We start from the raw sequence: 13,850 nt of genomic DNA, 5'->3' as shown, positions 1-13,850 counted from the left end.
GCCTACTCCTTCTCGCGTTCCCGCCAGTCGTAGCGTTCGACGACGCGGTCGGCGCGCGAGGAGAGTCCGCGCGGATTGCGCGACTCGGTCCTGTCTCTCAGGCGCGCGACCAGTCCGTCTTTACAGCCGACGATAGTGTTCGTCACCACTTGCTTACCGCTGCCCATCCACTCGGAGGGCGTGCCCTCGCCGCGAAGGACTCGATAGGCGGTTCCAGCGGCGTCTTTCACAGCGTCTCGACCGGTCCGCCGGAAGACGCCGGGTCGTGGCCCGTAGTTCTTGACCAGTCGGTACGCCAGCGCGCGGTACTTCCAGCCCCAGTCGCGGTTCTCGGTCTCGGCCGCTCCGTTCGACCCGTTCTCGTCTTCCTCGCCGTCGTGTTTGCTCACGCAGACCGACGAGCGCCACGAAACTTCGTATCCGGCGTTGGCGAGTCGGTGCGCACAGTCTCTCGCACCGCCCGTGCGGAGATACTCGTCGAAGCCATCGACTGCTTCGATGGCCTCGCGGGTGAACGCGACGTTCGTCCCGTCGAAGTACGTTACCTCGACGCCGTCGATGGTTCTTGACTCTTCGCTCTCGGTCGTCATGCCTGCTCGAACCGACCGATGAATCGGTCCCGTGACCGCCGCCGACTCGTCGTCGCCCAATCGTTTACGAACCGCGTCTGCCCACGAGGGTTCGACGGCCGTGTCGTGGCCGACGAGCGCGATGGCGTCACCGCTCGCGGCCGCGATACCGGCGTTACGCGCGACGTTCAACGTTCTGTCGGACACTTCGAGCAACACGTCCACGTCGTCGCGCGCCTGCACCATCCCGGTGGTCCCGTCGGCGGAGGGGCCGTTGACGACGACGACCTCCGCGTCGGGCGCGTGAGCGGCCAGCGCGTCCAGAGACGAGGCTAGCCGCTCCCGCCCGTTGAGCGTCGGCACCACCACGGACAGCTTCATACCCCCGAATCACCCACCCGAGACGTAAAAGCGGTTCGGCCTGCGCTATCGAAAGTATCGTACTTTTCCGTCGAATTTTCTGGACAGTCGGCAAGAATTGTGCGGCAAAGACAAGGGGTGTCTGCTGGAACGTAAATTATTTCGATACGTTTTCTCACTCCACGCTCGCGGCCCAGTACGAGACGGACGCGAGTGAATCGCCGACCACCGACTCGCCGACCGACTCGTCGAACTCCCGAATTGGACCGGCGATAGAGCCGGGAATCTTCCGATAGAAACCGTACGGCAGTATCCAGTCGTGGTCCTCCTCCGCGAGTTCGAGGTCCGCCTCGGCGAGCAGTTTCTCCACCTCGGTTCGGGAGTAGAGACGTGAGCCCATCGGGAGCAACCAGTTGTAGATGCTCCGCGTACTGGTCGCGTTGAACGTGTCGAAGATGACCTGCTCTTTGGCGACTCGCCGCATCTCCGATAGGAAGGCCGCGGGCGTATCCGCGAGGTGGAAAAAGCGCATGGCGAACACCGTATCGAAGTGGTCGTCCGGGAACGGCAGTCGTGCGGCGTCGCCGCGCATGAACTCTAGATGGTCCGAGACGCCAGCGGCTTGCGCTTTCTTGCGACCCTGTTGGAGCATCGCCGCAGAGATGTCTAACCCGACGATGTCCGCGCCGCGTTCGGCGAGCATCACCGTGAACCGGCCGGTCCCGCAGGCGATTTCGAGAACCCGTTGGTCTTCCAGCGGGCCGAGCGCGTCGAGGACGGCCTGCTTCTCCCGGCGGTCGATGAGCCGTCCACCGCGGGAGAATCGCTTTTCGTCGTACTCCTCGGCGACTTCGTCAGCCTGGTACCACTCCTCTCCTTTCACACTTCTCACCCCATCGTAGGCCGCCGGGGGACTAAAACGGTACTGGATACGTCTCGGACCCAACGGCTTTGGCCCTCGCCGCCGTACCCCGCTCGGGGATTCGATGACGACGTGCAAACACTGCGGCCGGACGCTCGACGCCGAAGACCTCGTTCGCCACGAGCGAGGGCGACTCGTGGTCGTTCACTGTCCAGAGTGTAAGTGCTTACTCGGCCAGTACAACCGCCACGGCGACGACCCGAAAACGGACAACAGAGAGGCGTAGCGACTCACTTTCTGTATTCTCTGCGCTCACTACTCGCCGGTCGTCGTCACGCGGTCGGGTCGTATACGGACGATGACCCGCGCCCCGGACTCTTCGCCGTGGTTCGGATACTCCTCGACATCCATGTACCGCTGGGCAAGTTTGTCGATGTGTTCGATTGCACCGTCTTCGGTTACTTCCTCGACTTCACCCCGAACGGAGACGTACCGATACGGATCGTCGGGATCTATCACGCAGACGCCGACCTTCGGGTCCCGCTCGACGTTCTTCTCTTTCTGACGGCCACGCGCAGTGTTGACGAGTAGATACCCCTCTTCGTCTACGTCTATCCAGACGGGCGTCAACTGCGGCGTCCCTTCAGGCATCAGCGTGGCGAAGGTGGCGAACGTCTTGCGCTCGAACAAGTCGTGGAAAGATTCGGGAATCGATTCCATACGCCACTCACGCACGCCACGCACGTAATTTTTGCCGCTTTGTCAGTATCTTGATGACTTTAAGGAACATATATATATTGCCTAAAGGTGTTTAAATTGTTCAGACCCCCATATAGCCAAGGTTTACCAACGACTTCCGAATTGATTCGAGCATGAGTACCACCACGGACAAGCCACCCGTAGCCGAACAGGCGGCCGAAGACTACCGCGAACGACTGCGCGAACTGCCGCCCAGCGCCAAGTTGGTCGCCAAGGTGCTGGAGATGGACGCGCCGCTCTCGCAGGGACAACTCGCCGAGGAGTCGCTGCTGCCCGACCGGACGGTTCGCTACGCGCTGAACCGTCTCGAAGAGCAGGACCTCGTCGATTCGCGCTACAGCTTCCAGGACGCCCGCAAACAGGTCTACTTCCTCGAACGCTGAGGGAGTTCGGCCACGCTTTTCTCCCCCAAGCATCTCCATCACCGTATGGAGATTCGCCGGATTGCAGTGCCAGTAGAGACGTTCGCACCCGGTGGAACAACCAACGCCTACCTACTGGACGGCGACGAGTCGCTTCTCGTAGACCCCGCTGCGCGCACCGACGAGCTAGACGAACTCGCAGACAGTCGTGGAATCGACCACGTTCTCGTGACCCACAGCCACCCCGACCACGTCGGCGCAGTCGCTCACTACGCACAACGGTACGACGCGACGGTCTGGTCGCGAGCGGGCCGCGAAGACCGCTTCGAAGCCGCGACGAACGTCGTCCCAGACCGGACGTTCCGCGAGGGGACGACGATTGGTGACGCGACAGTGATGGAGACGCCCGGTCACGCTCCGGACCACGTCGCCCTAGTTTTCGATTCGGGCATCGTGACTGGTGACCTCGTCGTCGCGGAGGGGAGCGTCGTCGTCGGTGCAGACGAAGGAGACGTGCGGGCCTATCTCACGTCGCTCCGGCGACTCTACGCTCGGAATCCCGACCGACTCTACCCCGGTCACGGTCCCGAAATCGACGACTCACGAGCGACCGTCGAGCGACTGATTCGCCACCGTCTCGCGCGGGAGGCGAAGGTTCTCGCGGCAGTCCGAGGGGGAGCGACCACGCTAGACGAGATTCTCGACGCCGCCTACGAGAAGGACCTGACTGGGGTCCGGGAACTCGCCTGCAGTACGGTCGCGGCGCACCTCGAAAAGTTGGCGGTCGAGCAGAAAGTCGCGTGGGACGGGTCGGTGGCCGAAACGCGATAGCGGTGCTTTTGCTTCTTCAGACGAACCTCTACGCGTGCAGAGTCTCGAAGCCGAACTGGAACGCGCCCGCGAGTTGGACCCCGAGGAGTTAGCAGACGCTATCGAGTCCATCGGCTTCGAGTGTACGCGGTGTGGGGCGTGTTGTAAGGGAGCAGATGGTGAATCCGGCGACCCACACACCGCCACCGTCTTCCCCGACGAAGTGCGCGAGTTACGGGACACTAGCGACTACGACTGGAGAGACGTCGCTCGGCCGATGCCCTACGGAATCGAAGACGGCGCTGGCGAGACCTTCGAATGGGCACTCCAGACCGACGCCTGCGGAGACTGCGCGTTCTACCAGGAAGCCGACGACGGCACCGGGGCCTGTTCGGTCCACGACGACCGGCCGCTCATCTGCGAGACGTACCCCTTCAGCGTAGCTCTGGGAGGCACCAGCCAACCGATGGGCGAAGCTGTTGACGAAGCGGGGATGGTCCGCGCGCACGAGTGTGAGGGTCTCGGACGCGATATCGACCGCGACCACGCCGAAGAGCTCGCCGCGGCGCTCAAGGAGCGCGCCATTCGCGAGTTAGAGGAAGCTATCGCCGTCCGGGACAACTACGCGCCCGCCGACCCCGAGACGGGTGTGGTTGTCCACGACTCTGAGGGGGCGAAGCGACCAGATGGCTCTCGGTACGAGTAGCGAAGGCGAACAGACGGCACGAGCGAGACCGGAACACGTCAGTGAGCGATGGCCTCGAAACCGTCGAGCGGGCGTTCGTCCGCGAGACGATTGTCGCGCGAATCGGGGTGCCGTACACCCGCGAACCGATTCGCGGCAGTGATCAGGTCACGAAGCGAGTTGGTCTCGGCTTCGGTGATAAATCTCCGCCCGGTGCGTGCGAGAAGCGCAGCAGCGTGAAGACGGAGCGAGGAGCACACGGGCCGCGCAGAGTTGTCAACTGTCTCGTTCGAGAGCAGGTGTTTCGCCGCGCGGTCGCGCCAGAAACTACCCCGTTAAAAAGGCCGTTGATAAAGTTCTTTATTGGATGACTACTTGCATTCGCATGGAGGCGTATTAGCTTGGAGATCTCTGACAAACTCCTGTGTCTGTTCAGTGCTGATGTGACTATCGAAGACGACAAGTACGTCGTCGAAGTACCGCGCCAAGAAATCGACACCGGGTCTATCGACCCCGGCGAGACCTACCGTGTCGCGCTCATTTCGAGCGAGGCCGACGACGAGGCCGACGAGAGCAGTCCGTCGAAATCCGCGACGACTCCCGAGAGTAGTTCGAGCGGTGGCGCGCCTTCGGAACCGCAACCCCCCGTCGAGGAGGGCGAAATTCGCTACGTCGAAGTCGAGGATATCGGCAAACAGGGCGACGGCATCGCTCGCGTCGAGCGCGGCTACGTCATCATCGTCCCGGACGCCGAAATCGGCGAGCGCGTCAAAGTCGAAATAACCGAGGTCAAGTCGAACTTCGCAGTGGGCGAAATAATCGACGAGGAGTTCTAAACGACCTTTTTATTGCGAGCGTTCGCACCGCGAACGCTCGATAAAAGCGTCGATGAAAAAGGCGGGCGTCACCCCACTCCCGGTGAAGAACGTAGGCGACTACCGCCTGACCTCTTCTCAGTTTACTTTCTGATGGAAATTTGACCGGCGCGTAACAGCAACGGTCGTCGCTACTCCGTCGGGTCGGCCACGTCTGAGTGGCCGACCGCCTGCGAGAGCACTTCGTCTACGAGGTCTGGTTCGACGGTCCAGACGCCGAAGTACTGGTCCGGGTCCCGTTCTTCCACGAGGAGCAGGCCCTTCGCGGCGTCGTTACCGTCGCCGTCGAAGGCGACTAACCACGTGCCTGCGAGGCCGTCGGTCTCTTGGTGGATGGTAAACTGATCGGTGTCGCCCGGCACGTACGATTCGTCTTCGTAGACGTGGACCTCGGTGCCTTGCCCGGCGATGCTCGCGTAGAGGCCCCAGTGGTCGTCCATCGTGGAGAGTCGTTGTTGACCGACGGTGTAGAGGTTGCCAGCACCCGCCTGCCACGCCCGTTTCTCCACGCGCTGGGAGAGGGCGCGCAGTCGCTCGTGGTCGTGATACCCCGAGAAGAAGATAGTGTCTGTCGGCTTGAACATCGACGCGGTTGCCTCGATGTCCTCCTGCTCTCGCTCGGAGTGGACGAGCGTCCCGTCGATGAGGACGCCGTTGTGGAGGGTGAGAAACTCGTCCGGTTGGGCGTCGGTCACCGTCGAACCGGTCGTCACGTCCTCGATGTCGAGATACTGCGCGAGCGTCCCAGCGAGCGTGTCGAGCGCAGCGTCCGAGCAATCAGTGTTGAACGCCGAGAGCGTGAGTCCATCCGGTACCGACTCGGTCGTCGTCGCCTGCTGGCCACCGACGTGAGGAAAGGTCATTGGCGCGAGTTACTGGTAAATTCTCACGAATTATCTATAAACGTAGCGGCCGGTCACAAGTTTATGCAAACGTGCAGGTCCTGTCAACGTGAAGAAGATTGATATGAACACAGTATGAAGGGTGAAATATGAGTGACCAATCGGCGAATCGCTGGCGACCAGCGGACAAACTCGCTGGCGTCGTTGCTTTGTTGCTGATGACTGGTTACTACGTGCAACCGATTCAGCAAGGCGTCGGCACTGCGATGCAAGCACTGCTCGCACCTGCCGCCACGTTCCTTCCGTTCTCGCTCCTGATACTCCTGCTCGCGGGGACGACCGGGCTCTCCTCGGCGGTCCTCAGCGTGAAACTGCGGAGCCAACAGGGGATGGAAGACCTCCAAGAGCGCATGAACGACGTTCAGGAGCGTCTCTCGGACGCGCGAGAGCGCGACGACGAGGAGGCCATCGAGGAGCTACAGGTCGAACAGCAGGAGATGATGGGCGACATGCTCGGCGTCATGAAAGGGCAGTTGCGACCGATGGCGTGGAGTATGCTGGTCTCGATTCCGGCGTTCCTCTGGCTTCGCTGGGTGTTCCTCGCACCGAGCGTTGCCATCGCACCCGCCGCGTTCGCACTCCCCATCGTCGGCCAAATCGCGTGGACGGCGTCGCTCGTCGGGCCAATCAAGGTCTGGCTCGCGTGGTACATCGGCTGTTCGCTCTCGACTGGGATGGTCACCCGAAAAGTAGTCGCTCGCTTCGCCTAATCGACTCGCTGTTTTTCGCTCAATCTGCGCCTTCCGGTTTCTCCGCCGTCGTGAACGACGCGAGGTCTACCCCTAGATCTGCGCCTACGTCGTCGGGCGATTCGTAGGGCCGATTAACGACCACGTTTCCGGCGCGCTGTTTGCCGAGCCCCGGAATCGCGGTGAGTTCGTCCATGCTCGCGTTGTTCAGGTCCAGCGGGTACGGTACGCCAGTCACGGAGCGATAGCCGTGGTCTACGACCGCCACGTCGATGGTGCGGTCGAGTTCTCGTTCGCCCGGAATCCCGACGAGCAGGGGGTAGGTGCCCAACTGTCTCCCGAACGTCTTGCCATCCTGATGGTATTCGAGGTGGACGTTGGGCAGCACGGTTCCTGCGGGCGCGAGTCGCTGGAGCATCGGATTGTCGATGCTCTCCCGGACTTCGGTCTTGTACTGCTTGAACAGTTTCTTGTGGTCCTTGGCGATGTCCGCGCCCACGTCGCTCATCTCGGTGCCGTCGAACGCCATCACCTGTCGGATGTTGACCCGACGGAGCATCAGGCCCGCGTCGTACACTCGATTGAGGAACTCCTTGTTGTGGTCGAACGTCTCCGTGCGCTCGCCTTTGAGACCGTGCAGGAGGTTGATGCCGGGCAGAAGCTTGGGGAGTCGGTTCGCGGCGGATTTGCCATGAGTTGGGGCGTCTTCTGAATTTTCGCCGGGTCGCCATCCGGCCTCCTCGTTGACGATTTTCACTGCCTCGAAACACTCGTCGGCGGTGACGTTCAGATTGTTCTCGTCTTGGACGAGCGGGTCAGCGGACTCCAAGCCGAACGCGGCGGTGTCGCCCGGCGTATTGTGTTCGGCGATGATCCGAATCCCTTCTCTGGCCAGTTCGGGCCACTCCACGACCGTAATCGGGTTCATGTTGTCGAGGTGGAGCGTGCCGAGGTCCGGTGCGACCTCTCGAATCCCGCCGTACAACTCGCGTAGCGCCTCGGGCTTCGGCTTCTCGCCGTCACCACCGTAGGCCAGAATGTCGGCCTGTCGGCCCAACCTGAAGTGTCGCGCGCCGCGCTCGTAGAGGCCTTCGACTTCTTCGATTACGGAGCGAGGTTGACGGAAGGATGGGTTTCCGTATAGGGGCTCCGTGCAGAACGAGCATCGGTACGGACAGCCTCTGCTGGTCTCCATCTCGCAGATGAGATATTCGGGGTGGTTCGGGTGCTGTTCGACCACGAAGGCACCGTTCTCGGCCCACCGGTCGATTTCTTCGTTGTCCCGCATCCGGTTGCCGAAGCCTTCCAAGCCACTGTCGAGCAGGTCGTAGGCCGCGGCTTCCACGTCGCCTTTCGCCACGAAGTCGAAGTCCAAGTCGTCGCGCTCGGTTTCGGTGCCGCCCGCGTTCTCGTCGCCGACGCCGAACTTGACGGGACCGCCCATCAGACTCGTTCCTTTGGCGGTCCACGCCATCTTCCGCACCTCGTCGGGTTCCGCAGGCGTGCCGCCGACGTACTTGCCGGGGACGGTCATGCCGCCGAGGTAAACGAACAGGTCGGCGTCCTCTACGTCCTGCCATTTGTGCACGTCCTCGCGGAGTTCGTCGATGGTGTGGTAAGTGACGTTCTCCTCGGGGACGCCCGCGTCCACGATTGCCCCCGCGGTGTATCGGGGATACGTCGAGATGTACGGTGGCACGCCGAAGTGTGCCGGTTCATCGACGTAGCCGTCCACCAAGGTCACGTCGAGGGCCGCGAGGTCAGTCATAGGCATTCGTTGCGACTCGACGGGTAAAACGGTGACTACCTCGCGCCATGGCCGTCCCGCGACGTTCTGCATTGCCGCCACAGGAAGCGTCGTCGTCGCCAGAACCACCCGACTCAGACGCGTTCTACGCCACCTAAAGCGACCGTTCGAATCGTTCATCTGCGTTCGAGCGACTGGTGACGTAGCCGTCGTTCGTGCCACTTTCGAGAGTTGTTACTCGCACGAAAGTAAGCGGCGCAGAACAATGGTCGAATCGACTCGATTCACAGTCGGTGCTTTCAGATGCCCGAACGACCTCCCTCCGCTGACGGTGTCGAGCGACGCCAGTTCCTCTCGGCCGCTGCAATCGGTCTCGGTGTCAGCGGTTTCGCCCCACTTGCTCGCGGGTCACTGTCCGGTGCGAACGCGACCACCACAGCGTCGAACTACGTCGTCGAGCAGGGCGACCGCTGTGTCCCGCTCGCCGCACTCTCCGGCGACGAACCAGTGTCGGAGTTCTACGACTACCGGACGCCCTTTTCGGACCCGTCAGGGTCGGCGTACAGCTCCTACGGAACGACCGACCTCCAGCGACCCGAGACGAGTCTACTGTTCCTCTACGACGGACCGGAGGGGCTGAGTCTCGTCGTCCTCCACGACAAGCTGAACGACGGAACCAGCGGCGGGTCGGTCACCTTCGAGTTCGAGAACCTGACCGGCGGCGAGTGGGTCGTCGGCGACGACATCTACGACGCGCCGAGCAATTACGACCAGTTTACTGAGACAGACTCCGGTTGGCAGGTCGATTGGACGTGGACCAGCGGCCGGTCGGACGGCGGGGTCTACAGCCCGCTCGGCGAGGCGTTCGAAGTCACGATTCGCCCCGCGTTCAACGAGGCAGCCGAACTGTACGGCGACCACTACGAGGGCGAGATTACCGACTGGCGGGTCCTCTCCGGCGACCGGAGTGACCCAGAGCGAGTCTCGCTTGCGATGGACGAACCGATTACGATTCGAGCGGGTGCGTGCGGTTCGGGTGGAACAGGTGGCTCAGACGAGAGTGACGACTCGAACGCCAAAGGCTCGGGTCCAGTTGATGCGACAGTGAGAATCGTGCAGGACCGCATCAATCCGCGTAGCAACGGTCGTCTGCAACTCGCGCTCTTCTCGACCGAGACGTTCGCGGCGGGGAACCTCGACGCCAGCACGGCGAGATTCGGACCGGGCGGAGCGCGCGTCGAGCACGTCGAGGAACCCGACGTTGACGGCGACGACCTCGCGGACGTGCTCCTGCACTTCCGCATTCCCGAGACGGGGGTGGATTGGGACACCGACCAGCTGAAGTTCACTGCGAAGACCGACGAGGATCGGCAAGTCACCGGCTGCGCAGACGTTCGGTTAGTTCCACGAGGACGTGACGAAGACGACCAAGACGGCGACGGTGAGCGAGACGAAGACGACCAAGACGGCGACGGTGAGCGAGACGAAGACGACCGAGACAGCGAAGGTGAGCGAGACGAAGACGACCACGAAGACGACGACAAGCACGAGGAGAAAGCAGCCACCGACGACACCGACGACGAATCCGACCGTGGTCGGAAGGACGGGCACGGAAATGGAAAGAGCAAGGGCCACGAGAAGGGCCGAGGGAAGGGCCACCAGAAAGGGAAGGGCAAGGGTCACGACAAAGGTCGCGGGAAAGGCCACGAGAAGAACCACGGCCGAGGTCACGACGACTAGTCGGCCGAAGACGACTAGTCAGTATCCGCCGAAGCCCGCGTGCTTATAGTCACGCAGGCGTTAGTTTTCCCTATGCCCGCCACGCTGGAAGTGAAGTGTACGAGCGAGGACTGCGAACTCGACATGTTCGAGATGCATTACACGTACGACATGCCGGACGACGTAGGGGTCGCTGACTTCCAGTGCCCGTACTGTCGTGAAACCGAGACGCTGCAAGAAATCGAACTATGACGCTCAGAGACATCGGCCGGTCGGTCGGCAACGCCGTCCTCCAACGGGTCGGCCGCGCCGCGAGCAAAGTGCAGGAGTCGAAACCGCTCCCCGTGGACCTGCTGGAGAGCGACGACGCCTATCTCGTCGTCTTCGACGCGCCAGGTGCGACCGGCAGCGACGTGCAGGTCCGGTACGCCGACGGGGCGGTTCTCGTGCGCATCGACCGCTTCCGCGACTTCCACGACGGCTTCGAGATGCTGTTCCCCGGTCGCGGCCTCTCTCTCGACGGCCGCGCCGACCTCCCGAGCGACGCCATGGTCAACGCCGAGTCGGCGACTGCGACGCTGACCGAAGACGGCACCCTGCAAGTTCACGTCCCGAAAGAAGACTCGGGGTCCGACTCCCCCTCCGAGTCGGGACCGACCGAAACGGTAGACAACTAGCTTCGTCTCGCTACTCGACGGCCATCCCTTCCACGATGTCGAACTCTTCGTCGCCGTCGAAACGCGTCGGGTCGAACTCCGGCAGTGGATTCTCGTCCAGTACCGCCTCAGCGGCCGCCTCGGCCAGTCCCGGAGCGCGCATGAAGCCGTGGCCCTGCCAGCCAGCCGCGAGGAACAGGCCGTCGCGCAGTTCGCCGAGAAGTGGGTCGTAGTCCGGCGTCGCCACGCAGAGGCCCGCCCACGCTCGCTCGAAGTCGTCCGGAGAGTCGTCGAACTCCCACAGTCGCGCGTCGAGTCGCTCGGCCATCGCCTTGCAGAACGATTCGTCGGCGTCCCGCCGCCACTCGTCGGGGTCGCTCTCGAACTCCTCGGTGCCGTCGCCCGCCAGTAGGCCTTCGGGATGCGGTCGCGCGTAGTACCCCTCCGTCGCGTCGTACAGCATCGGCAGATTCTCGCCGTCTCCGAACTCGGCAGTCACCGCCTGCACGCGGTAGGGCTTCAGCGGAATCGAGACGCCAGCGTCCGCGAGCAGTCGCTTCGTGTGCGCTCCGGCGGCGACGAGTATCGCGTCGAACGCCTGTTTTTCGCTCGCTTCGTCATCTCCCGCGACGACGCGCGGCGGGTCGAGTTCGATGGCCGCTTCGACGCCAGTCCGGACGGTCGCGCCTTCTTCGCTCGCCTTCGTCGCCAGCAGTTCGGCGTACGTCGCGGGAATCGTCCGGCCGGTGTTCTCCGCGACGGCGGCGACTGCTACGTCTGACCAATCGACCGCGGGGAAGCGTGCTTCGAGGTCGGCGGCGTCGGCGAACGCCACGTCTCGGCCCTGCTCTTGCATTCGAGGCACCTGTTCACGAATCGCCTCTGCGCGCTTCTCGTCGCCCTCGCGGGCGAACCAGACGTACGGCGTCTCGTGGAACTCGAAGTCGCCCTCGCCGGAGAACTCCCGAAACCGCTCGATGGAACGTTCGCCGACCCGAGCATCCTCCGGCGCGGCGAAGGCGTCGTAGAGGACGCCCGCCGCTCGCCCGGTCGATTCGCCTGCAATCTCGCCCTTCTCGAAGAGTGTCACATCCGCGTCGCGGCACGCGAGGTCGTAGGCCGCCGTGACGCCGATTGCACCGCCGCCGATAACGGCTACCTTCATGTTCACTTGTGCCCCCGCGGCCAGAGGTCCGCTTGCTCCTGTTCTGCCAGCCACTCCACGAGCGCCGCGAGGTCCTCGCCCGCTCGGTCGAGTAGTTCGTTGCCTATCTCGGCAGTGCCGTTGGTCGGTTCGCCGACCGCACCACTGTCAGTAAAGTCGATGGCGTCGAAACCGACCGACGCGCCCTGTACCGACTTGCCCCACGAGTCGGGTCCGTTCTGCTCTGCCTCTTCCAGCGCGGCCTCGCGAACCAACGCTGGCGCGGCGGCGAGCATCGCGCTGGTCTCCACTGCGTCGGCGTGGCCGAGCGAGGTGTCGAGTAATTCCTCGATGAGCGTGCCGAGATTGTCCCACCAGTTCCACGGCGCGACGAACGCGATTTGTTCGTCTCGCAATTTACGCGCCGCTCTGCGGAGCGCGTCAGAATTGCCCCCGTGGCCGTTCACGACGACGACCTTTCGGACGCCGTGGCTGGCGACGCTGGCGGCGATGTCGGCCACGTAGTCGGCGAAGGTGTCGGGGTCGGTCCAGAGGCTTCCATCGAACTGCCGGTGGTGTGCGCTCACGCCGACCGGGACGGTGGGGAGAACGACTGTGTCGTGGTCCTCGCCGTTCTCGTTGGCGAACCGCTCGACGGTCGCCTCGGCCGCGAGGAAGTCGGTCCCGAGCGGGAGCGCCGGGCCGTGTTGTTCGACGCTCCCCGTCGGTAGCAGTGCGACTTCGGCGTCCGCCAGGGCGTCGGCCGCCGTCGTCGTGGTGTGTTCGTGCAAGTGAGTGCGACGCATACCCTCACTTCGTAGTCGAGAACTTAGGCCCCCCGGAACGAGGAGTGGCGGAACGAAGATTGGGAAACGAACAGTAGGTGAACGAGGAGACGTTACAGGAACTCCTCGATACCGCGTGCGGGGTAGCCGACTACGGTGTCGGCCCCGGCGTCTCTCAGCGTGGTGACGCGCTCGCCGACACGTTCTCTGGTGCCGACCAGCGCGTAGTCACGGGTGGCGGCCGAGAGGACTTCCCGGGCACGTCCCGTGGCGGTGGCGTCTGTTTTGGCACCGTCGGGAAGTGCCGATTGGACGGGACCTCTGCGGGCGGCGTAGCCACCCACCGCGTCGAGTACCTCGTCCTCGTCGTCGGTGAGTACCGTGGGCGCGTAGACAGCGATTTCGCCGTCGAATCCAGCGGCTCGGAGCGCGCGCAGGTCACGCTCGGTAGTTCGAGAGAGCAGTTCGAACTGGGTTGCTCCCGTGGCGAGCGCGAGGCGCTCGACGCTCTCGGTGCCCACCCATACGCCGCCAGCGTCGTCTTTCGTGCCTCGTTCGACGGCGGCCTTGAGTCGGGGCGCGACTGCCTTCTCTCGTTCCTCGGGCGTGAGGTAGGCGGCGTGTCCGGCCACCGCGACGAGTCCCACGTCCGCGGGAAGTTCGTCGTACAGTGCGTCGTCGCCGAGGGGGTCGAAGCCGTCGGCTCTGACGGGCGCGGTGATTCTGACCTCTTTCTCCGCGGCGAGGTCGGCGAGCAACTCCGTTTCGGGGAGGTGTTCCCGGCCCTCGTAGTCGATAGTCACCGTGTCGAGGGGTAGTTCGGCCGCGCGGCCCACGTCGCATTCGGCGGGCTTGAGCGCGGCGGCGTCCAGTCCGGTCTGCGCGAGAGTCTTACCAGTCTTCAGCATGTGTGAACACCTCCAGTA

Annotated in this window: 17 protein-coding genes; 9 read left to right on the top strand and 8 right to left on the bottom strand. The window is 63.4% G+C overall.

All coding sequences use genetic code 11. The annotated features are described in order from the left end of the window. Positions 1 to 2: 2 nt before the first annotated feature. Entirely contained in the window at positions 3 to 950 is a 948-nt protein-coding gene (locus F7R90_RS12300; protein WP_158057719.1) for a glycosyltransferase family 2 protein, read from the bottom strand. A 154-nt stretch (positions 951 to 1,104) separates the two neighbouring features. Beyond that, the gene (locus tag F7R90_RS12295) at positions 1,105 to 1,812 is read right to left on the bottom strand and encodes a class I SAM-dependent methyltransferase (protein ID WP_158057718.1); all 708 of its coding nucleotides are present in this window, start codon (positions 1,810 to 1,812) and stop codon (positions 1,105 to 1,107) included. 103 nt (positions 1,813 to 1,915) lie between these two features. On the opposite strand from F7R90_RS12295, the gene F7R90_RS22230 reads away from it, so the two are divergent. Continuing rightward, positions 1,916 to 2,077, top strand: coding sequence for a hypothetical protein (locus F7R90_RS22230; RefSeq protein WP_192498303.1), 162 nt, complete (start codon positions 1,916 to 1,918; stop codon positions 2,075 to 2,077). A gap of 29 nt (positions 2,078 to 2,106) precedes the next feature. Here F7R90_RS22230 and F7R90_RS12290 read toward each other — a convergent pair whose 3' ends face one another. Further along, positions 2,107 to 2,511, bottom strand: coding sequence for a PPOX class F420-dependent oxidoreductase (locus F7R90_RS12290; RefSeq protein ID WP_158057717.1), 405 nt, complete (start codon positions 2,509 to 2,511; stop codon positions 2,107 to 2,109). A 152-nt stretch (positions 2,512 to 2,663) separates the two neighbouring features. Between F7R90_RS12290 and F7R90_RS12285 the strand changes: the two genes are divergently transcribed. From F7R90_RS12285 to F7R90_RS12270, 4 genes are all read left to right on the top strand, one after another. Next, positions 2,664 to 2,933, top strand: a complete 270-nt coding sequence (locus tag F7R90_RS12285; RefSeq protein WP_158057716.1) for a MarR family transcriptional regulator — start codon at positions 2,664 to 2,666, stop codon at positions 2,931 to 2,933. A gap of 45 nt (positions 2,934 to 2,978) precedes the next feature. Beyond that, on the top strand, positions 2,979 to 3,743 hold the full coding sequence (locus F7R90_RS12280; RefSeq protein ID WP_158057715.1) for an MBL fold metallo-hydrolase: 765 nt from the start codon (positions 2,979 to 2,981) through the stop codon (positions 3,741 to 3,743). Positions 3,744 to 3,777: 34 nt separating this feature from the next. Further along, on the top strand, positions 3,778 to 4,428 hold the full coding sequence (locus F7R90_RS12275; RefSeq protein ID WP_158057714.1) for a YkgJ family cysteine cluster protein: 651 nt from the start codon (positions 3,778 to 3,780) through the stop codon (positions 4,426 to 4,428). A 380-nt stretch (positions 4,429 to 4,808) separates the two neighbouring features. Then, positions 4,809 to 5,243 (top strand): TRAM domain-containing protein, encoded by a 435-nt coding sequence (locus F7R90_RS12270; protein ID WP_158057713.1) that lies wholly within the window; start codon positions 4,809 to 4,811, stop codon positions 5,241 to 5,243. A gap of 170 nt (positions 5,244 to 5,413) precedes the next feature. On the opposite strand, the gene F7R90_RS12265 is transcribed toward F7R90_RS12270, so the two are convergent. Further along, complete coding sequence (locus F7R90_RS12265) at positions 5,414 to 6,145, bottom strand: hypothetical protein (protein WP_158057712.1); 732 nt, start codon at positions 6,143 to 6,145, stop codon at positions 5,414 to 5,416. Positions 6,146 to 6,273: 128 nt separating this feature from the next. Between F7R90_RS12265 and F7R90_RS12260 the strand changes: the two genes are divergently transcribed. Beyond that, on the top strand, positions 6,274 to 6,894 hold the full coding sequence (locus F7R90_RS12260; protein ID WP_158057711.1) for a DUF106 domain-containing protein: 621 nt from the start codon (positions 6,274 to 6,276) through the stop codon (positions 6,892 to 6,894). Positions 6,895 to 6,913: 19 nt separating this feature from the next. Here the strand turns inward: F7R90_RS12260 and F7R90_RS12255 are convergent, their stop codons facing one another. Then, positions 6,914 to 8,641, bottom strand: a complete 1,728-nt coding sequence (locus tag F7R90_RS12255) for a radical SAM protein (protein WP_158057710.1) — start codon at positions 8,639 to 8,641, stop codon at positions 6,914 to 6,916. Between the two features lie 282 nt (positions 8,642 to 8,923). Here F7R90_RS12255 and F7R90_RS12250 point away from each other — a divergent pair, with 282 nt between their 5' ends. The 3 genes from F7R90_RS12250 (at position 8,924) to F7R90_RS12245 (ending at position 11,016) form a co-directional block, all read left to right on the top strand. Next, on the top strand, positions 8,924 to 10,360 hold the full coding sequence (locus tag F7R90_RS12250; RefSeq protein ID WP_158057709.1) for a hypothetical protein: 1,437 nt from the start codon (positions 8,924 to 8,926) through the stop codon (positions 10,358 to 10,360). Positions 10,361 to 10,432: 72 nt separating this feature from the next. Next, positions 10,433 to 10,591: a DUF7559 family protein gene (locus F7R90_RS22225; protein ID WP_192498302.1), complete on the top strand. Its 159-nt coding sequence runs from the start codon at positions 10,433 to 10,435 to the stop codon at positions 10,589 to 10,591. Beyond that, positions 10,588 to 11,016, top strand: coding sequence for an Hsp20/alpha crystallin family protein (locus tag F7R90_RS12245; protein WP_158057708.1), 429 nt, complete (start codon positions 10,588 to 10,590; stop codon positions 11,014 to 11,016). The genes F7R90_RS22225 and F7R90_RS12245 overlap by 4 nt, the downstream gene beginning before the upstream one ends. A gap of 10 nt (positions 11,017 to 11,026) precedes the next feature. Here the strand turns inward: F7R90_RS12245 and F7R90_RS12240 are convergent, their stop codons facing one another. The 3 genes from F7R90_RS12240 to F7R90_RS12230 all read right to left on the bottom strand — a co-directional run bounded on the left by F7R90_RS12240 (position 11,027) and on the right by F7R90_RS12230 (position 13,832). Further along, positions 11,027 to 12,160 carry an NAD(P)/FAD-dependent oxidoreductase gene (locus F7R90_RS12240; protein WP_158057707.1) on the bottom strand — a complete coding sequence of 378 codons (1,134 nt, stop codon included), beginning with the start codon at positions 12,158 to 12,160 and terminating at the stop codon, positions 11,027 to 11,029. A 2-nt stretch (positions 12,161 to 12,162) separates the two neighbouring features. Continuing rightward, a complete protein-coding gene (locus tag F7R90_RS12235; protein WP_158057706.1) occupies positions 12,163 to 12,945 on the bottom strand; it encodes a creatininase family protein in 783 nt (260 codons plus the stop codon). A 92-nt stretch (positions 12,946 to 13,037) separates the two neighbouring features. Then, positions 13,038 to 13,832 carry a DUF7388 family protein gene (locus tag F7R90_RS12230; RefSeq protein ID WP_158057705.1) on the bottom strand — a complete coding sequence of 265 codons (795 nt, stop codon included), beginning with the start codon at positions 13,830 to 13,832 and terminating at the stop codon, positions 13,038 to 13,040. Between the last annotated feature and the right edge of the window lie 18 nt (positions 13,833 to 13,850).

The organism is Halorussus halophilus (assembly GCF_008831545.1).
Lineage (GTDB): Archaea > Halobacteriota > Halobacteria > Halobacteriales > Haladaptataceae > Halorussus > Halorussus halophilus.
This window is presented reverse-complemented; position numbering and strand designations above follow the sequence as displayed.

What these genes read in the sequence shown, in the direction of transcription:
- F7R90_RS12250 (WP_158057709.1), top strand. Translation starts at nt 8,924, where the DNA reads ATGCCCGAACGACCTCCCTCCGCTGACGGTGTCGAGCGACGCCAGTTC.
- F7R90_RS12245 (WP_158057708.1), top strand. Translation starts at nt 10,588, where the DNA reads ATGACGCTCAGAGACATCGGCCGGTCGGTCGGCAACGCCGTCCTCCAA.
- F7R90_RS12235 (WP_158057706.1), bottom strand. Translation starts at nt 12,945, where the DNA reads ATGCGTCGCACTCACTTGCACGAACACACCACGACGACGGCGGCCGAC.
- F7R90_RS12300 (WP_158057719.1), bottom strand. Translation starts at nt 950, where the DNA reads ATGAAGCTGTCCGTGGTGGTGCCGACGCTCAACGGGCGGGAGCGGCTA.
- F7R90_RS12290 (WP_158057717.1), bottom strand. Translation starts at nt 2,511, where the DNA reads ATGGAATCGATTCCCGAATCTTTCCACGACTTGTTCGAGCGCAAGACG.
- F7R90_RS12280 (WP_158057715.1), top strand. Translation starts at nt 2,979, where the DNA reads ATGGAGATTCGCCGGATTGCAGTGCCAGTAGAGACGTTCGCACCCGGT.
- F7R90_RS12265 (WP_158057712.1), bottom strand. Translation starts at nt 6,145, where the DNA reads ATGACCTTTCCTCACGTCGGTGGCCAGCAGGCGACGACGACCGAGTCG.
- F7R90_RS12285 (WP_158057716.1), top strand. Translation starts at nt 2,664, where the DNA reads ATGAGTACCACCACGGACAAGCCACCCGTAGCCGAACAGGCGGCCGAA.
- F7R90_RS22230 (WP_192498303.1), top strand. Translation starts at nt 1,916, where the DNA reads ATGACGACGTGCAAACACTGCGGCCGGACGCTCGACGCCGAAGACCTC.
- F7R90_RS12240 (WP_158057707.1), bottom strand. Translation starts at nt 12,160, where the DNA reads ATGAAGGTAGCCGTTATCGGCGGCGGTGCAATCGGCGTCACGGCGGCC.
- F7R90_RS22225 (WP_192498302.1), top strand. Translation starts at nt 10,433, where the DNA reads ATGCCCGCCACGCTGGAAGTGAAGTGTACGAGCGAGGACTGCGAACTC.
- F7R90_RS12230 (WP_158057705.1), bottom strand. Translation starts at nt 13,832, where the DNA reads ATGCTGAAGACTGGTAAGACTCTCGCGCAGACCGGACTGGACGCCGCC.
- F7R90_RS12255 (WP_158057710.1), bottom strand. Translation starts at nt 8,641, where the DNA reads ATGACTGACCTCGCGGCCCTCGACGTGACCTTGGTGGACGGCTACGTC.
- F7R90_RS12260 (WP_158057711.1), top strand. Translation starts at nt 6,274, where the DNA reads ATGAGTGACCAATCGGCGAATCGCTGGCGACCAGCGGACAAACTCGCT.